At 36.6% G+C, this 14,834-nt stretch carries 16 protein-coding genes; 15 read left to right on the top strand and 1 reads right to left on the bottom strand.

Annotated elements, in window-relative coordinates; all coding sequences use genetic code 11:
- Nucleotides 1–10: 10 nt before the first annotated feature.
- Genes spoIIIAF through ACIQ7L_RS07385 form a run of 3 tightly spaced genes read left to right on the top strand, consistent with a single transcriptional unit; the run spans nt 11 to nt 1,970 of the window.
- The gene (gene spoIIIAF, locus ACIQ7L_RS07395) at nt 11–643 is read left to right on the top strand and encodes a stage III sporulation protein AF (protein WP_097896836.1); all 633 of its coding nucleotides are present in this window, start codon (nt 11–13) and stop codon (nt 641–643) included.
- Nucleotides 633–1,298 carry a stage III sporulation protein AG gene (gene spoIIIAG, locus ACIQ7L_RS07390; RefSeq protein WP_400567869.1) on the top strand — a complete coding sequence of 222 codons (666 nt, stop codon included), beginning with the start codon at nt 633–635 and terminating at the stop codon, nt 1,296–1,298. Before spoIIIAF ends, spoIIIAG begins: the two co-directional genes overlap by 11 nt.
- Before the next feature lie 12 nt (nt 1,299–1,310).
- Nucleotides 1,311–1,970 (top strand): SpoIIIAH-like family protein, encoded by a 660-nt coding sequence (locus tag ACIQ7L_RS07385; RefSeq protein ID WP_400567867.1) that lies wholly within the window; start codon nt 1,311–1,313, stop codon nt 1,968–1,970.
- 38 nt (nt 1,971–2,008) lie between these two features.
- Here ACIQ7L_RS07385 and ACIQ7L_RS07380 read toward each other — a convergent pair whose 3' ends face one another.
- Nucleotides 2,009–2,206, bottom strand: coding sequence for a DNA recombination protein RecO (locus tag ACIQ7L_RS07380; protein ID WP_097896833.1), 198 nt, complete (start codon nt 2,204–2,206; stop codon nt 2,009–2,011).
- 482 nt (nt 2,207–2,688) lie between these two features.
- Here ACIQ7L_RS07380 and accB point away from each other — a divergent pair, with 482 nt between their 5' ends.
- From accB to recN, 12 genes are all read left to right on the top strand, one after another.
- Nucleotides 2,689–3,174 carry an acetyl-CoA carboxylase biotin carboxyl carrier protein gene (gene accB / locus ACIQ7L_RS07375; protein ID WP_400567866.1) on the top strand — a complete coding sequence of 162 codons (486 nt, stop codon included), beginning with the start codon at nt 2,689–2,691 and terminating at the stop codon, nt 3,172–3,174.
- Nucleotides 3,175–3,190: 16 nt separating this feature from the next.
- Nucleotides 3,191–4,543: an acetyl-CoA carboxylase biotin carboxylase subunit gene (gene accC, locus ACIQ7L_RS07370; protein ID WP_400567864.1), complete on the top strand. Its 1,353-nt coding sequence runs from the start codon at nt 3,191–3,193 to the stop codon at nt 4,541–4,543.
- 23 nt (nt 4,544–4,566) lie between these two features.
- A complete protein-coding gene (locus ACIQ7L_RS07365; protein WP_097896830.1) occupies nt 4,567–4,959 on the top strand; it encodes an Asp23/Gls24 family envelope stress response protein in 393 nt (130 codons plus the stop codon).
- Nucleotides 4,960–5,303: 344 nt separating this feature from the next.
- Nucleotides 5,304–5,696, top strand: a complete 393-nt coding sequence (gene nusB, locus ACIQ7L_RS07360; protein WP_400567862.1) for a transcription antitermination factor NusB — start codon at nt 5,304–5,306, stop codon at nt 5,694–5,696.
- A gap of 23 nt (nt 5,697–5,719) precedes the next feature.
- Complete coding sequence (gene folD, locus ACIQ7L_RS07355) at nt 5,720–6,580, top strand: bifunctional methylenetetrahydrofolate dehydrogenase/methenyltetrahydrofolate cyclohydrolase FolD (RefSeq protein WP_400567860.1); 861 nt, start codon at nt 5,720–5,722, stop codon at nt 6,578–6,580.
- Between the two features lie 26 nt (nt 6,581–6,606).
- Nucleotides 6,607–7,965, top strand: coding sequence for an exodeoxyribonuclease VII large subunit (gene xseA / locus ACIQ7L_RS07350; RefSeq protein ID WP_400567858.1), 1,359 nt, complete (start codon nt 6,607–6,609; stop codon nt 7,963–7,965).
- Nucleotides 7,955–8,185 carry an exodeoxyribonuclease VII small subunit gene (gene xseB, locus ACIQ7L_RS07345; protein WP_097896826.1) on the top strand — a complete coding sequence of 77 codons (231 nt, stop codon included), beginning with the start codon at nt 7,955–7,957 and terminating at the stop codon, nt 8,183–8,185. Before xseA ends, xseB begins: the two co-directional genes overlap by 11 nt.
- Nucleotides 8,185–9,078, top strand: coding sequence for a polyprenyl synthetase family protein (locus tag ACIQ7L_RS07340; RefSeq protein WP_400567856.1), 894 nt, complete (start codon nt 8,185–8,187; stop codon nt 9,076–9,078). Before xseB ends, ACIQ7L_RS07340 begins: the two co-directional genes overlap by 1 nt.
- Before the next feature lie 348 nt (nt 9,079–9,426).
- On the top strand, nt 9,427–11,319 hold the full coding sequence (dxs, locus tag ACIQ7L_RS07335; protein WP_400567854.1) for a 1-deoxy-D-xylulose-5-phosphate synthase: 1,893 nt from the start codon (nt 9,427–9,429) through the stop codon (nt 11,317–11,319).
- 3 nt (nt 11,320–11,322) lie between these two features.
- Complete coding sequence (locus tag ACIQ7L_RS07330; protein WP_097896823.1) at nt 11,323–12,162, top strand: TlyA family RNA methyltransferase; 840 nt, start codon at nt 11,323–11,325, stop codon at nt 12,160–12,162.
- Nucleotides 12,163–12,304: 142 nt separating this feature from the next.
- Nucleotides 12,305–12,754 carry an arginine repressor ArgR gene (gene argR, locus ACIQ7L_RS07325; RefSeq protein WP_001032579.1) on the top strand — a complete coding sequence of 150 codons (450 nt, stop codon included), beginning with the start codon at nt 12,305–12,307 and terminating at the stop codon, nt 12,752–12,754.
- A gap of 250 nt (nt 12,755–13,004) precedes the next feature.
- Nucleotides 13,005–14,744 carry a DNA repair protein RecN gene (recN, locus tag ACIQ7L_RS07320; RefSeq protein WP_400568172.1) on the top strand — a complete coding sequence of 580 codons (1,740 nt, stop codon included), beginning with the start codon at nt 13,005–13,007 and terminating at the stop codon, nt 14,742–14,744.
- Nucleotides 14,745–14,834: the final 90 nt, after the last annotated feature.

Raw genomic sequence — 14,834 nt, 5'->3', positions numbered from 1 at the left:
GGTGGCGAGTATGCAATTTGTTACAGAGTGGATTAGAAATATTATCGTTTTTTTACTCTTGGCGACAATGCTTCATCTTATCCTTCCTAATTCAAATTTACAAAAGTATGTCAAATTTGTTGTGAGCTTATTGTTAGTCGTTTTAATCTTGACGCCGCTATTTAAGTTATTACAAACAGATGTAAATGAAGTGATTGCGAATTTTAATCAAGAAAAGTATGTAACAGATGGATCGGTAAAAAATTCAATTGATACAAAGAAAAAAGAAATACAAGCTCTCACACGTGCATATAGTTTAGAAGAGATGGCTGTCAAAATGAAAAAAGAAGTTGGAAAAGAGTTTGAGAAAAAGTATGGTGTGACAGTGTCTGAAATAAAAGTAATTGCACCAGAAACGAAAGAAGAAGTAAAAACAGCAAAGGATATCCAATCTGTCATTGTGACACTAAAAGAAGCTGAACCGAAGAAAAATGATGCAATTGAAACAGTAAAACCAGTTGAAATTAATACGAAAGAACCACGGAAAACTTCGGAAGAAACAAATGTAGAAATGAAAGAGTTCTTTTCAAACAAATGGCAGCTAGAGGATAAACAAATCCAAGTTCAAATGGAAGGAGGGACAGGTAGAGTAAATGGACAATAAAGATAAAAATTCAAAATTCTCGTTTTTTCGAAACTTATTGAAAGGGGACGAAAAAGATGATAAGGAGAAGGGGAAAAAGGTAACACCAAAGTTTTTGCTTGTCCTACTTATACTTGGAATTTTGCTTATGTTTTCTAGCAATTTCTTTCAAACAAAAAAAGAAGAAGTGCCTGTGTTCAAAGAAAAGACAAGTCAAGATTCAGGAAAAGATGTGCCGACCTTTGGGCAAAAAAATAGCGACAACATGTCAATTGTAGAAAAATACGAAAAAGCGTATGAGCAAGAATTGAAATCTGCATTAGAAGATATAACAGGGGTAAAAGATGTATCTATTACAGTGAATTTAGATTCATCTGAGGAAAAAATACTTGAAAAAAATACTGTGAAGCGTTCGCAAACAACAAGTGAAACCGATAAAACAGGAGGCACAAGAAAAGTGGAAGATGAGTCTCTTGATGAAAAGACGGTCATTATACGCGAAGGTGATAAAGAAACTCCAGTTATTTTACGAACAGAGAAACCGAAAGTACGTGGTGTCCTTGTCGTAGCAAAGGGAGTGGATAATATACAAATAAAAGCAATGGTAAAAGAAGCAGTGACGCGTATGTTAGATGTACCATCTCACCGCGTTGCAGTATTACCAAAAAAGGGCTAGGGAGGAAATAAAGTGTTGAAAAAACAAACAGTTTGGTTATTAACGATGTTAAGTTTAGTTGTTGTGCTATCTGTTTACTATGTAACAACACCAGAGAAAATGAATAATGTAACGCCGACAGCGAGCGAAAAGATGGGACAAGAAAAGCAAGGAACTGAAAAAGAAACTACAAAAGAAACTTCAAATAATGAAGCTGGTAAAAAAGAAACTGCAAATAAAGAAACAGATAAAAAGGACAGTGGCAACAAAGGAACAAGTAGCAAAGAAACAAGTAACAAAGAAGTGAGCAAAAAAGAAAGTAATGTAACAGTTCAATCAAGCGATGAGAACTTCACAGCTTTACGTATGCAAATGGAGGATCAACGTAGTGCAGAGAAAGAAAAGTTACAAGATGTGATGAAATCAACAAAATCTTCAGCTGAGGAAATTAGTAAGGCAAAAGCTGATTTTGATGCAATCAATACAATGCAAACAAAAGAAGGGTTGCTTGAAACGGTTATTAAATCTCAAGGTGGTTACAAAGACGCACTTGTAAGAGCTGAAGGAAGTGATATTAAGGTAACTGTAAAAGCGGCAAAGCATTCACAGAAAGAGGCAAATAAAATTATCCAACTTGTGCGAAGTGAAGCTGGATCTAAAGATGTAGGTGTTAAATTTGATCCGGTTAAGTAAGATGAAGCCCATTATGCAACAAGAATACTAGAAAAAAGCTATCGTTTTCGATAGCTTTTTTCTAGTTCATTTTTATAGTCGTTTTGGATGTTTTCAATTGGGAATGGAGAAATGCGCTGAGAGTAAAAAATTAAGGGTTCGTGGTAATGGTGATTGCTTTTCCCGGATTTCAGGTGGATAAAGAGAACAACAAACCAAATGATGACAGCTGGTAGGAATAGAATGAGCCATATCATATTTCCACACCTCGCTACACTATATTTTCGTTCACTTTGAACATACTATTCTTATGTGAAGGAAGAATGACCGGCTTGTAAACAAAAAAATAATATTTGGTAAAAATATGTTTGTTTAAATGAATAGCATAAAGTGAGGATGGTAAATACAAGCTTTACATTATACATTTCAAAGAAAGAGAAATATGTTTTTTTAGGAAGTGGTCTTGCCAATTTTGTGTGAAACTTGGTATTATTACTAGGTGATAAACTATTCGGTGGAATAATATTTTTACAGGAGTTTCGATTTATCATAAAGAAATATAGAGTTGGAATGTTAAGACTATTTATCGTAAGATAGGAATAGTAAATATTTTTATTAGTAAGGATTATAGAAATGGCCTTTCTAGTAGAGTGCATCGTATTTTTACAGTCAATACAATTTTCTATATGTTGTGTATCTGTAAAAACGAGACAAACAAGTGTATGGGAGTGGATTTTATATGTTTAAAATTCAAGAAGTTCGTGAATTAATTAAATTAATTGATAGCTCTAATATTGATGAATTTGAATACAAAAAAGATGGTACAACCATTAAAATGAAAAAACGTGGTAATGAAGTAGTTTCTGTGCAAGTTCCAGTAGCGAAGCAAGCAGTGCAAACACAAGCTGTAGAAGTTGAAACAGCGGTAGCTCCAGCTCGTGTAGAAGCACCGAAGCAGGAAGAGAAGAAAGCAGTTCAAGATGAGAATTTACATAAAATCACATCGCCAATGGTAGGAACATTCTATGCTTCTTCTTCACCTGATGTACCTCCATATGTAAGTGTTGGAGATCGTGTATCAAAAGATTCTATTGTATGCATTGTTGAAGCGATGAAGTTGTTTAATGAGATTGATGCAGATGTAGAGGGAGAAATTGTTGAAATTCTTGTTAACAACGGACAACTTGTTGAGTATGGACAACCGCTATTTCTTGTAAAAGCGTAATAAGGGAGTCTTTGTGATGATAAAAAAAGTATTAATCGCCAATCGTGGGGAAATTGCTGTACGAATTATTCGTGCTTGTAAAGAGATGAATATTGAAACAGTTGCTATTTATTCAGAAGCAGACAAAGAATCACTTCATGTGCAAATTGCAGATGAAGCGTATTGCGTTGGGCCAACGATTTCAAAAGAAAGCTATTTAAATTTGACGAACATTATAAGCGTTGCAAAACTAACGGGTTGTGATGCAATTCATCCTGGATATGGATTTTTAGCGGAAAATGCAGATTTTGCAGAACTATGCCGTGAATGTAATTTGATTTTTATCGGACCAAGTCCAGAAGCTATTTCAAAGATGGGCACAAAAGACGTTGCTCGTGATACAATGAAAGAAGCAGGGGTTCCGATTGTACCAGGTTCACAAGGGATTATCAAAAACACGGAAGAAGCGATTGAGCTTGCGAATGAAATTGGATATCCTGTTATCATTAAAGCGACTGCAGGCGGCGGCGGAAAAGGAATTCGTGTTGCACGTCATGAAGAGGAACTTGTAAAGGGAATTCAAATTACACAGCAAGAAGCTAGTACCGCTTTTGGAAACCCTGGTGTATACTTAGAAAAGTACGTTGAAGATTTCCGCCATGTTGAGATTCAAATAATGGCAGATACACATGGAAATGCCATTCATTTAGGAGAGCGCGATTGTACAATTCAGCGCCGTTTGCAAAAACTATTAGAAGAAAGTCCTTCGCCTGCACTTGATGCGAACATTCGCAAACAAATGGGTGAAGCGGCAGTAAAAGCAGCGGTAGCGGTCGATTATACAGGTGCTGGTACGGTTGAGTTTATTTATGAATATAGAACGAAAAGCTTTTACTTTATGGAAATGAACACACGAATTCAAGTAGAACATCCGGTTACTGAGATGGTAACAGGAATGGATTTAATTAAAGAGCAAATTCGCGTTGCTTCTGGAGAAAAGTTATCGTTACAGCAAGAAGAAGTACAATTTAATGGTTGGGCAATTGAATGTCGAATTAATGCGGAAAACCCTGCCAAAAAATTTATGCCATCCCCAGGTAAAGTAGAAATGTATTTACCACCAGGAGGATTTGGTATTCGCGTCGATTCAGCTGTTTATCCAGGTTATTCAATTCCACCGTACTATGATTCGATGGTTGCAAAATTAATTGTTCATGGAAAAACACGTGAAGAGGCAATTGCAAAAATGAAGCGAGCGCTTAGTGAATTTGTCATTGACGGCGTACATACGACAATACCGTTCCATTTACAATTGCTAGATCATCCTGATTTTGTAAAAGGTGAATTTAATACGAAATTTTTGGAAGAACATGAACTTGTGACGCAGTGATACATTTAAAGGAGGTTTTTTTCATGGCTGAACATATGTTAGATATGGGTCAAGATACAACTCTTGGAAAAGTAGAAATTGCACCGGAAGTAATTGAAGTAATTGCAGGCATCGCAGCTGCTGAAGTGGATGGTGTAGCGGCAATGCGTGGCAATTTTGCTACAGATGTTGTTGAGAAGTTAGGAAAGAAAAATCATGGTAAAGGTGTAAAGGTTGAATTAGCAAGTGAAGATATCATCGTTGACGTTTATGTGATTATGTACTTCGGTGTTGCAATTCCAGTTGTTGCACAAAAGATTCAAGATAATATTCGCCAAGCGCTCTTTACAATGACAGGTCTTGAGCCGAAAGAAGTGAATGTTCACATCGTTGGCGTAACATTCGAAACACAAAAAACAGAAATCGAGCCAGTGTAAGAATGAAAGGTGCCTCGTGAAACAGGCACCTTTTTTCTCGTTTCATCCCTTCATGCATAAGACTTCTTAATTGTTATACTATTTTAAAAAGTATGAAATATAAAGAAAGATGATATGTTTTTCCAAAAAACGTACATTGTGATAGGGTATGGAACTTGAAGTTAATCTTTTTGTTATTTTTCAGCCTTGTAACCCGTGTGTGAAACGATAAATTGTGTTATTATCATTGTATTATAAGGTTGAAAAATCAATGAAAACTGCAAGAGTAAGTAAATTGACGGCTTATAAATTATAATAATATAACAAAACATAAGGAAAGACTTGAAGTATAAAGGAGAGTTACAATGAAACGTAGGACGGCTAGAGAAAGAGCCATGCAAGCATTATATCAAATGGATATTACTGGAGAATTAGAGCCGAAAGTAGCGGTGGAAAATACGCTAGAAGAAGGCGAAGAAACAAATGAATTTTTAGATTCACTTGTTGTTGGTTTTGTAGAACATAAAGAAGCAATTGATGAAGTGATTCGTCAAAATTTAAAAAAGTGGAAATTAGAACGTATTAGTGTTGTGGATCGCAGTATTTTACGTTTAGCTGTGTATGAAATGAAGTACATGGAAGAAATTCCACACAATGTAACAATTAACGAAGCAATTGAAATTGCTAAAATATTTGGGGATGAGGAATCTCGTCGTTTTATTAACGGCGTTTTATCTAATATAAAAGATACACTGTAATTTCTTTAAGGGGGAATCTTAAAATGGTAGCAGTAATCATCAAAGGAAATGAAGTTGCGGAGAAAAAACGAACACAATTAAAAGAAGAAGTTGTGAAGTTGAAAGAGCAAGGAATTGTCCCAGGATTAGCAGTTATTTTAGTTGGCGAAGATCCAGCATCTCGTTCTTATGTAAAGGGAAAAGAAAAAGGCTGTGAACAAGTTGGGATCTATTCAGAGCTAATTGAGTTTCCAGAGACAATTACAGAAGAGCGTTTGCTTGCTGAGATTGATCGCTTAAATGAGGATAACCGTATTAATGGAATATTAGTACAATTACCTTTGCCAAAACATATTGAAGAGAAAGCTATCATTGAAAGAATTTCACCTGAAAAGGATGTAGATGGATTTCATCCCATCAGCATTGGTCGTATGATGACGGGGCAAGACACATTTCTGCCATGTACACCACACGGTATTGTAGAATTAGTAAAAGAAACAAATCTTGATATTTCTGGAAAACACGTTGTTGTAATTGGCCGAAGTAACATAGTTGGGAAACCAGTGGGACAGCTATTTTTAAATGAAAATGCGACTGTAACATACTGTCACTCCAAAACAAAAAATATAAAAGAATTATCAAAGTTAGCTGATATTTTAGTTGTAGCTGTTGGAAGACCGAAAATGGTAACGGCTGACTATATAAAAGAAGGTGCAGTTGTAATTGATGTTGGTGTCAATCGTTTAGATACAGGGAAATTATGCGGTGATGTTGACTTTGAAAATGTACTGGATATTGCAGGATACATCACGCCAGTACCAAAAGGAGTCGGTCCAATGACAATTACAATGCTCCTTCATAATACAGTTGAATCTGCAAAACGCGCAGGAGTTGTTTGTAAATAGTTTGAATCGGCTATGAGGAGAGAGAAATGGAAAAACAATATTTAACCGTTACAGCATTAACACGCTATATGAAAACAAAAATAGAGTATGACCCGCATTTACAGTCTGTTTGGTTAAAAGGAGAAATTTCGAACTTTAAATATCATAGCCGTGGCCATATGTATTTCACATTGAAAGATGAAAATGCACGAATAGCAGCGGTTATGTTTGCGGGTCATAATCGCAGTATAAAGTTCAGACCAGAAAATGGAATGAAAGTACTTGTAAAAGGGAAGATTTCTGTCTATGAGGCGAGTGGTTCCTATCAAATTTATGTTCATGATATGCAGCCTGATGGTATCGGGAATCTTCATTTAGCTTATGAGCAATTAAAGGTTCGATTAGAGGAAGAAGGGTTGTTTTCTCAAGTTTATAAACAGCCGATTCCTCCATATGCCAAAATAATTGGTGTCATTACATCACCAACAGGAGCGGCGATTCGAGATATTATAACAACGATTAAACGTCGTTATCCAATCGGAAATGTGATTGTATTTCCGGTACTTGTACAAGGGGAGTCAGCAGCTCCCTCGATTGTACAAGCGATTCGCGAAGCAAATGAGATGGCCAATATAGATGTATTAATTGTTGGTCGTGGGGGTGGCTCGATTGAAGAATTATGGGCCTTTAATGAGGAAATGGTTGCGCGGGCAATTTTTGCAAGTGAGATTCCAATCATCTCAGCTGTTGGACATGAAACAGACTTTACGATAGCTGATTTTGTAGCGGATTTACGTGCACCAACGCCAACTGCAGCGGCAGAACTTGCAGTACCGAATATTCTTGAGTTACAAGAGAAGGTGTTACAAAGAACCCTTCGCTTACAAAGAGCCATGCGAGAGATGCTACATAAAAAACAAGAACGATTACAAGTATTACAAAAATCGTATGCGTTCCGTTACCCAAGGCAAGTGTATGAACAAAAGGAAGAACAGTTAGACCGTGCTCTTGAACAGCTTGTTTTAGCAAAAGAGCGTTATATAGAGAAAAAGGTAAACCAATTAAAGCAACTTTCATTTTACTTAGAGAAGCATCATCCTTCTCAAAAAATTTCACAAACTAAGACAACGATAGAAACACTGCAAAAGCAATTGCAACGTGAAATGCAAACATTAATGCAAACGAAAGAGTTTGCATTTATAAGGACAGCTCAAAAACTAGAAGCATTAAGTCCGCTTAAAGTCATGATGAGAGGTTATGGGCTTGTGTATAGTGAGAAGAAACAAGTGTTAAAGAGCGTGAAAGATGTCGGCCTTGGAGATACAGTTTCAGTACAATTACAAGATGGAATATTAGATTGTAACGTATCGGGCATAGAGGAGCGTGAATTGAATAATGGAAAATAAATTAAGCTTTGAAGAAGCGATTTCGCAGCTTGAACATCTCGTTTCTAAGCTTGAACAAGGTGATGTTCCTTTAGAAGAAGCAATTTCATACTTTAAAGAAGGTATGGAGTTGTCTAAGCTCTGTGATGAGAAATTGAAAGATGTACAAGAACAAATGGCAGTTATCCTAGGGGAAGATGGAGAACTTGCACCATTTACTGCTTTAGGAGATGAAGCATAGTGGCATATGTAGCTTTTGATACTTTTGTGAAAGAGAGTAAAATTTTTGTAGAAGAGCAGCTTGTCCGCTATGCAAATGAATTACAATGTCCAAATGTACTTCGTGAAGCGATGGTATATTCATTGGAAGCGGGTGGAAAGCGTCTCCGCCCGTTACTTTTATTTGCAACATTGCAAGCATTTGGAAAAGAAAGAGATCTTGGAGTAGGAGCAGCTTGCGCTCTTGAAATGATTCATACGTATTCATTAATTCATGATGATTTACCATGTATGGATGATGATGATTTAAGACGCGGAAAGCCGACAAATCATAAAGTATTTGGTGAAGCGATGGCTGTTTTAGCAGGAGACGGCTTGTTAACGTATGCTTTTCAAGTAGTCACAGCACACTATCACGAAGAAATTTCTGCAGAAACAAAATTGCGACTTGCATTTGAACTTGCGAAAGCAGCGGGACCGGAAGGAATGGTTGCTGGACAAGTAGCGGATATGGAAGCGGAAGGGAAGCAGCTCACGCTTAGTGAATTAGAATATATTCATAAACACAAAACAGGCCGATTATTAGAATTTGCTGTGCTTGCAGGAGCTATGCTTGCAGGGGCTACACTAGAACAAGAAGAAAAACTGCTCGCATTTGCGAAATATATCGGTCTAGCTTTTCAAATTAGAGATGATATTTTAGATGTAGAGGGTACAGAAGAAGAGATTGGAAAACCAATTGGTAGTGATGCTTCAAATGAAAAAAGTACATATACAACGTTATTTGCTATAGACGAGGCAAAAGATATCCTAGAAGAAACAATTGTCAAAGCAAAAGATGCGATAGCGTCTTTACAATTACAAGATGAATATTTACTATCCATCTGTGATTTAATCGCAAAGCGTAATAACTAGTATAACAGCGTTTTCATTTGTTGAGTCATTCATCATTTTGTGGTATAAATGTAGAAAAAGGTTTTTCTTTTCTTGTTATTGGCAAAAATATATCTAGATTACATTGCCGTTATCACTTTGTGTTAGCGGCTCTTTTTTCATCGCACAAGGCAACATGATTTATGATATGGTAAGTCAGTTACATTTTTATAGAAAATAGATGTCTCGTAAAGAAAAATGGAAGTATTTTCTGAAACAGGACAAGATAAAAATAATAGAAAAGATAATGAAGAATTTCTTGTATTGTGTAAATATTTTTTATAACATTTGACATGTTGACAGATTATGAAATGAAAGTGAGTGATCCATGTGGATCTAACGCAAATTCAAAACCCTAGTTTTTTGAAAGGTATGTCTATCAGTGAACTAGAGGAATTGAGTGAGGATATTCGTAAGTTTTTAATTGAAGAGCTCTCTCAAACAGGTGGACATATTGCTCCTAACTTAGGTGTAGTAGAACTCACAATTGCTCTGCATAAACTATTTGATAGTCCAAAAGATAAATTTTTATGGGATGTAGGACATCAATCCTATGTACATAAAATTTTAACAGGCCGTGCAAAAGAGTTTGGTACATTAAGACAGTATAAAGGGTTGTGTGGTTTCCCAAAACGCTGTGAGAGTGAACATGACGTATGGGAAACAGGTCACAGTTCAACATCATTATCTGCCGCGATGGGAATGGCACTGGCACGTGATTTAAAGAAAACGAAAGAATATGTTATACCAATCATAGGGGATGGTGCTTTAACGGGCGGAATGGCTTTAGAAGCATTAAACCATATCGGGCATGAAAAAACAGATATGATTGTTATTCTTAATGATAATGAAATGTCGATTGCACCGAATGTTGGAGCGCTTCATAATGTACTTGGTCGCTTACGCACTGCTGGGAAATATAAGTGGGCGAAAGATGAACTAGAGTATTTGCTTAAGAAGATTCCAGCGGTTGGCGGGAAAGTTGCAGCGACAGCTGAAAAGATAAAAGATAGCTTAAAATATTTACTAGTATCAGGTGTCTTTTTCGAAGAATTAGGTTTTACGTATTTAGGTCCAGTTGACGGACATGATTATGAAAAACTATTTGAAACGTTGCAATATGCAAAGAAAACAAAAGGGCCAGTCCTAGTTCATATCATTACGAAAAAAGGAAAAGGTTATAAACCAGCTGAGAGTGACGTCATTGGAACTTGGCATGGAACAGGTCCGTATAAAATTGAATCAGGAGACTTTGTGAAACCGAAAGAAGTTGCACCGGCATGGAGTTCTGTTGTAAGCGAAACGGTTCGTAAGCTGGCGAGAACGGACGAGCGTATCGTTGCGATTACCCCAGCGATGCCGGTTGGTTCTAAGCTCGAAAAGTTTCAACAAGAGTTTCCAGATCGGATGATTGATGTAGGGATTGCTGAGCAACATGCAACAACGATGGCAGCGGGAATGGCAACGCAAGGAATGAAGCCGTTCTTAGCGATTTATTCAACATTTTTACAACGGGCATATGACCAAGTTGTTCATGATATATGTCGTCAAAATTTAAATGTTTTCATTGGAATAGATCGCTCAGGTTTAGTTGGAGCAGATGGTGAAACGCATCAAGGTGTATTTGACATTGCGTTTTTACGTCACTTGCCAAATATAGTGCTTATGATGCCAAAAGATGAAAATGAAGGTCAACATTTAGTATATACAGCAGTGCAATATGAAGATGGACCAATTGCACTGCGTTATCCGCGTGGAAATGGACTTGGAGTTCACATGGATGAAGAATTGCAAGCTATCCCTATTGGTACATGGGAGACATTAAAAGAAGGTACACAAGCGGCAATTTTAACGTTTGGTACAACAATTCCAATGGCAATGGAAGCAGCGGAGCGCCTTGAGAAAGCTGGTGTTTCAGTGAAAGTAGTGAATGCTCGCTTTATTAAGCCAATGGATGAAACGTATTTACATGAACTCTTGGGTAAAAATATGCCGATTTTAACAATTGAAGAAGCTTGCTTAATCGGTGGATTTGGAACAGGGGTAGTTGAATTTGCTACTGATCACGGATATCATGGTGCTTTAATTGAGCGAATGGGTATTCCTGATCAGTTTATTGAGCATGGTAGCGTTACAAAGCTGTTAGAAGAAATCGGTTTGACAACAGATGCTGTTGTAGATCGGATTCATACAATGATTCCATCAAAACAAAAAAGGGCGTAACAAATGAGTGTAAAAAAAGAAAGAGTAGATGTACTATTAGTAGAACGAGGGCTTATAGAAACGCGTGAGAAGGCAAAGCGCGCTGTTATGGCGGGGCTTGTATATGCAAATGAAATGAGACTCGATAAGCCAGGGGAAAAAATTCCACAAGATACACCAATTACGGTAAAAGGGCAAGTCATGCCATATGTGAGCCGTGGTGGCTATAAATTAGAGAAGGCATTAGAGACTTTTCACCTTGATTTACAAGATAAAATTATGTTGGATATTGGTTCATCAACTGGTGGCTTTACAGATTGCGCACTGCAAAATGGAGCGAAGTTATCTTATGCTTTAGATGTAGGATACAATCAATTGGCATGGAAGCTTCGCCAAGATGAGCGCGTTGTTGTTATGGAACGTACGAATTTCCGTTACGTAACACCGGCAGATTTAGAACGCGGATTACCGCAATTTGCGAGCATTGATGTTTCGTTTATATCATTAAAACTCATTCTTCCAGTTTTAAAAACGATTCTTACTCCAAATGGTGATGTTGCAGCATTAATTAAGCCGCAATTTGAAGCTGGGCGAGAGCAAGTTGGGAAGAAGGGAATTGTTCGTGATCCGAAAGTACATGAGGCTGTTGTAGAGATGATTGTCGACTTTGCTATAAAAGAAGGATATGATGTGGAAGGTTTAACATTCTCTCCAATTACAGGTGGAGATGGAAATATTGAATTTTTAATTCATCTAAAATGGCATGGTGAACGTGAAAGTGGCGAAAATCATTCTCTAATTTCTGTAGAACAGGTTGTTGCGGAAGCACACGGAGTCTTAAAGCAAAAAGGGAAAGGGGAATAACATTTGTTGTTCCTCTTTTTGTTGGAATTGTATAATGATTGTAAAAACAATTGTGTACAAGTAAACGATTATACGTTAACATAAATAAGTGAAGTATACCAATGTTTAAACTATGGTAAGAGATAGTGTGAGGTGCAAATGTATGAATAAAGGTCAGCGCCATATTAAAATCAGAGAAATTATCGCGAATAAAGAAATTGAAACACAAGATGAATTAGTTGATATTTTACGTAATGAAGGGTTTAATGTAACGCAAGCAACTGTATCACGTGACATTAAGGAATTGCACTTAGTGAAAGTGCCATTACATGATGGCCGCTATAAATATAGCTTGCCAGCAGATCAACGATTTAATCCGTTGCAAAAATTAAAACGTAATCTAGTCGATTCGTTTGTGAAATTAGACACAGCAGGACATATGCTTGTGCTAAAAACATTGCCTGGTAACGCGCATGCGCTTGGAGCACTTATTGATCATTTAGAGTGGGATGAGATTATTGGAACCATTTGCGGTGATGATACTTGCTTAATTATTTGCCGTACGCCTGAAGATACAGGTGTTGTATCAGATCGTTTCTTAAATATGTTGTAACAAAAAGAATCTTGTTTACCTTTTTGCCAAAAGCGGAAAGTAAACAAGATATTTTTTATTATGGGAAAAATAGTATTTACTTAGAATAAGCTTAGGAAATAGATGGATTGACCCGTAAAACAAATGTTTGGTACAATGGAGCGGGCTAGAAGATTAAATTATACATCCTATATATATAGGATAACTATTTGAGTAATACTCAATGAAAGCCCTTAATAGGGGATTAGTTTATAACGAGGTGAATGGAGCATTGTTATCGGAATTATCGATTAGAAACTTTGCTATTATTGAGTCATTAAATATTTCTTTTCAAAAAGGTTTAACTGTTTTAAGTGGTGAAACAGGGGCCGGAAAGTCAATTATTATTGATGCAATTAGCTTACTAGTTGGTGGCCGCGGTTCAGCAGAATTTGTTCGATATGGGACAGAGAAGGCTGAAATCGAGGGGTTATTTTATGTAGAGGATGACAAACATCCATGTATTGCGAAAGCTGAAGAATTGGATATTGAAATTGAAGATGGCATGATGATTTTAAAACGTGACATTGCTGCAAATGGAAAAAGTGTATGCCGTGTAAATGGTAAGCTTGTCACATTAAGTATATTAAAAGAAATTGGAAAAACACTGGTTGATATTCATGGACAGCATGAAACGCAGGATTTAATGAATGAGGAACGTCATTTATTTATGCTCGATCATTTTGATGGAGATCGAATTGTGAATCAGTTAGAAATATATCAAAGTGTATACGCTAAGTATGAGCAGTTAAAAAAACAACTTAAATCTTTAACAGAGAATGAACAGCAGATGGTGCATCGATTAGATTTAATTCAATTCCAGCACGAAGAAATTCGTAAAGCGGATTTGAAAGTAGATGAAGAAAATGAATTAACCGAAGAACGATTAAAAATCTCCAATTTCGAAAAGATTTATAAAGCTCTAGGTGATGCATATCGTTCCCTAAGTGCAGATGGTCAAGGGCTGGATCATGTACGAAACGCAATGGGACAAATGGAGAGTATTACGCATTTAGATGAGGCATATCAAGAAAATCATGATTCGATTGCGAATAGTTATTATTTGTTAGAAGAAGTAGCCTATCAGCTTCGAGAAAAGTTAGATATGATGGAATATGATCCAAATCGTTTAGATGAAATTGAAACACGTTTAAATGAAATTCGTATGCTAAAGAGAAAGTATGGAAATACTGTAGAAGAGATTTTAGTGTATGCTGATAAAATAGAGCAAGAAATATTTACGATTGAAAATAAAGATGTGCATATTGAAACGACGAAAAAGGAATTAAAAGAATTAGAAAGCGTAATTTTGAAAGAAGCAACGTTGTTAAGCGATATGCGTCATGGACTTGCAGATCACTTAACAAGTGCAATCCATCAGGAATTAAAAGAGCTGTACATGGAAAAAACGAAATTTGAAGTGAGAATTACGAAAAGAGAAGGCAACACAGAAGATCCTCTTGTAGAAGGAACGCCGGTGAAACTTACAGTAGATGGATATGATCAGGTGGGATTTTATATTTCAACAAATCCAGGGGAACCGTTAAAACAACTTTCAAAAGTGGCTTCTGGCGGAGAATTGTCTCGTATTATTCTAGCTTTAAAGAGCATTTTTTCTAAGCATCAAGGTGTTGCATCTGTCATTTTTGATGAGGTGGATACAGGCGTGAGTGGCCGGGTTGCACAAGCAATCGCAGAAAAGATTTATCGTGTATCAGTAAACTCACAAGTACTTTGTATTACGCATTTACCTCAAGTAGCTTCGATGGCGGATTCACATTTATTTATCCGTAAACAAGTTGCGAATGATCGGACGATTACATCAGTTACTGTATTAAGCACAGATGATAAGGTAACAGAAATTGCTCGCATGATTTCTGGCGTGGAAATTACCGATTTGACGACAGAGCATGCGAAAGAGTTACTTACACAAGCGCATCATTTTAAACAGACAGCAGAGGCTATCCAATAATGGATAGCTTTTTTGTTCAAATGATGATATTTCTTAATTCTTCCGGTTATAAACAAAGCGTTGCAAGGAGAAATTAAAAGATGAAGCCAA

It is taken from the genome of Bacillus sp. NPDC094106 (assembly GCF_044764345.1).
In the GTDB taxonomy this organism is placed as follows: domain Bacteria; phylum Bacillota; class Bacilli; order Bacillales; family Bacillaceae_G; genus Bacillus_A.
The sequence above is the reverse complement of the archived record's forward strand: the minus strand, read 5'-3'. Positions and strand labels throughout refer to the sequence as shown.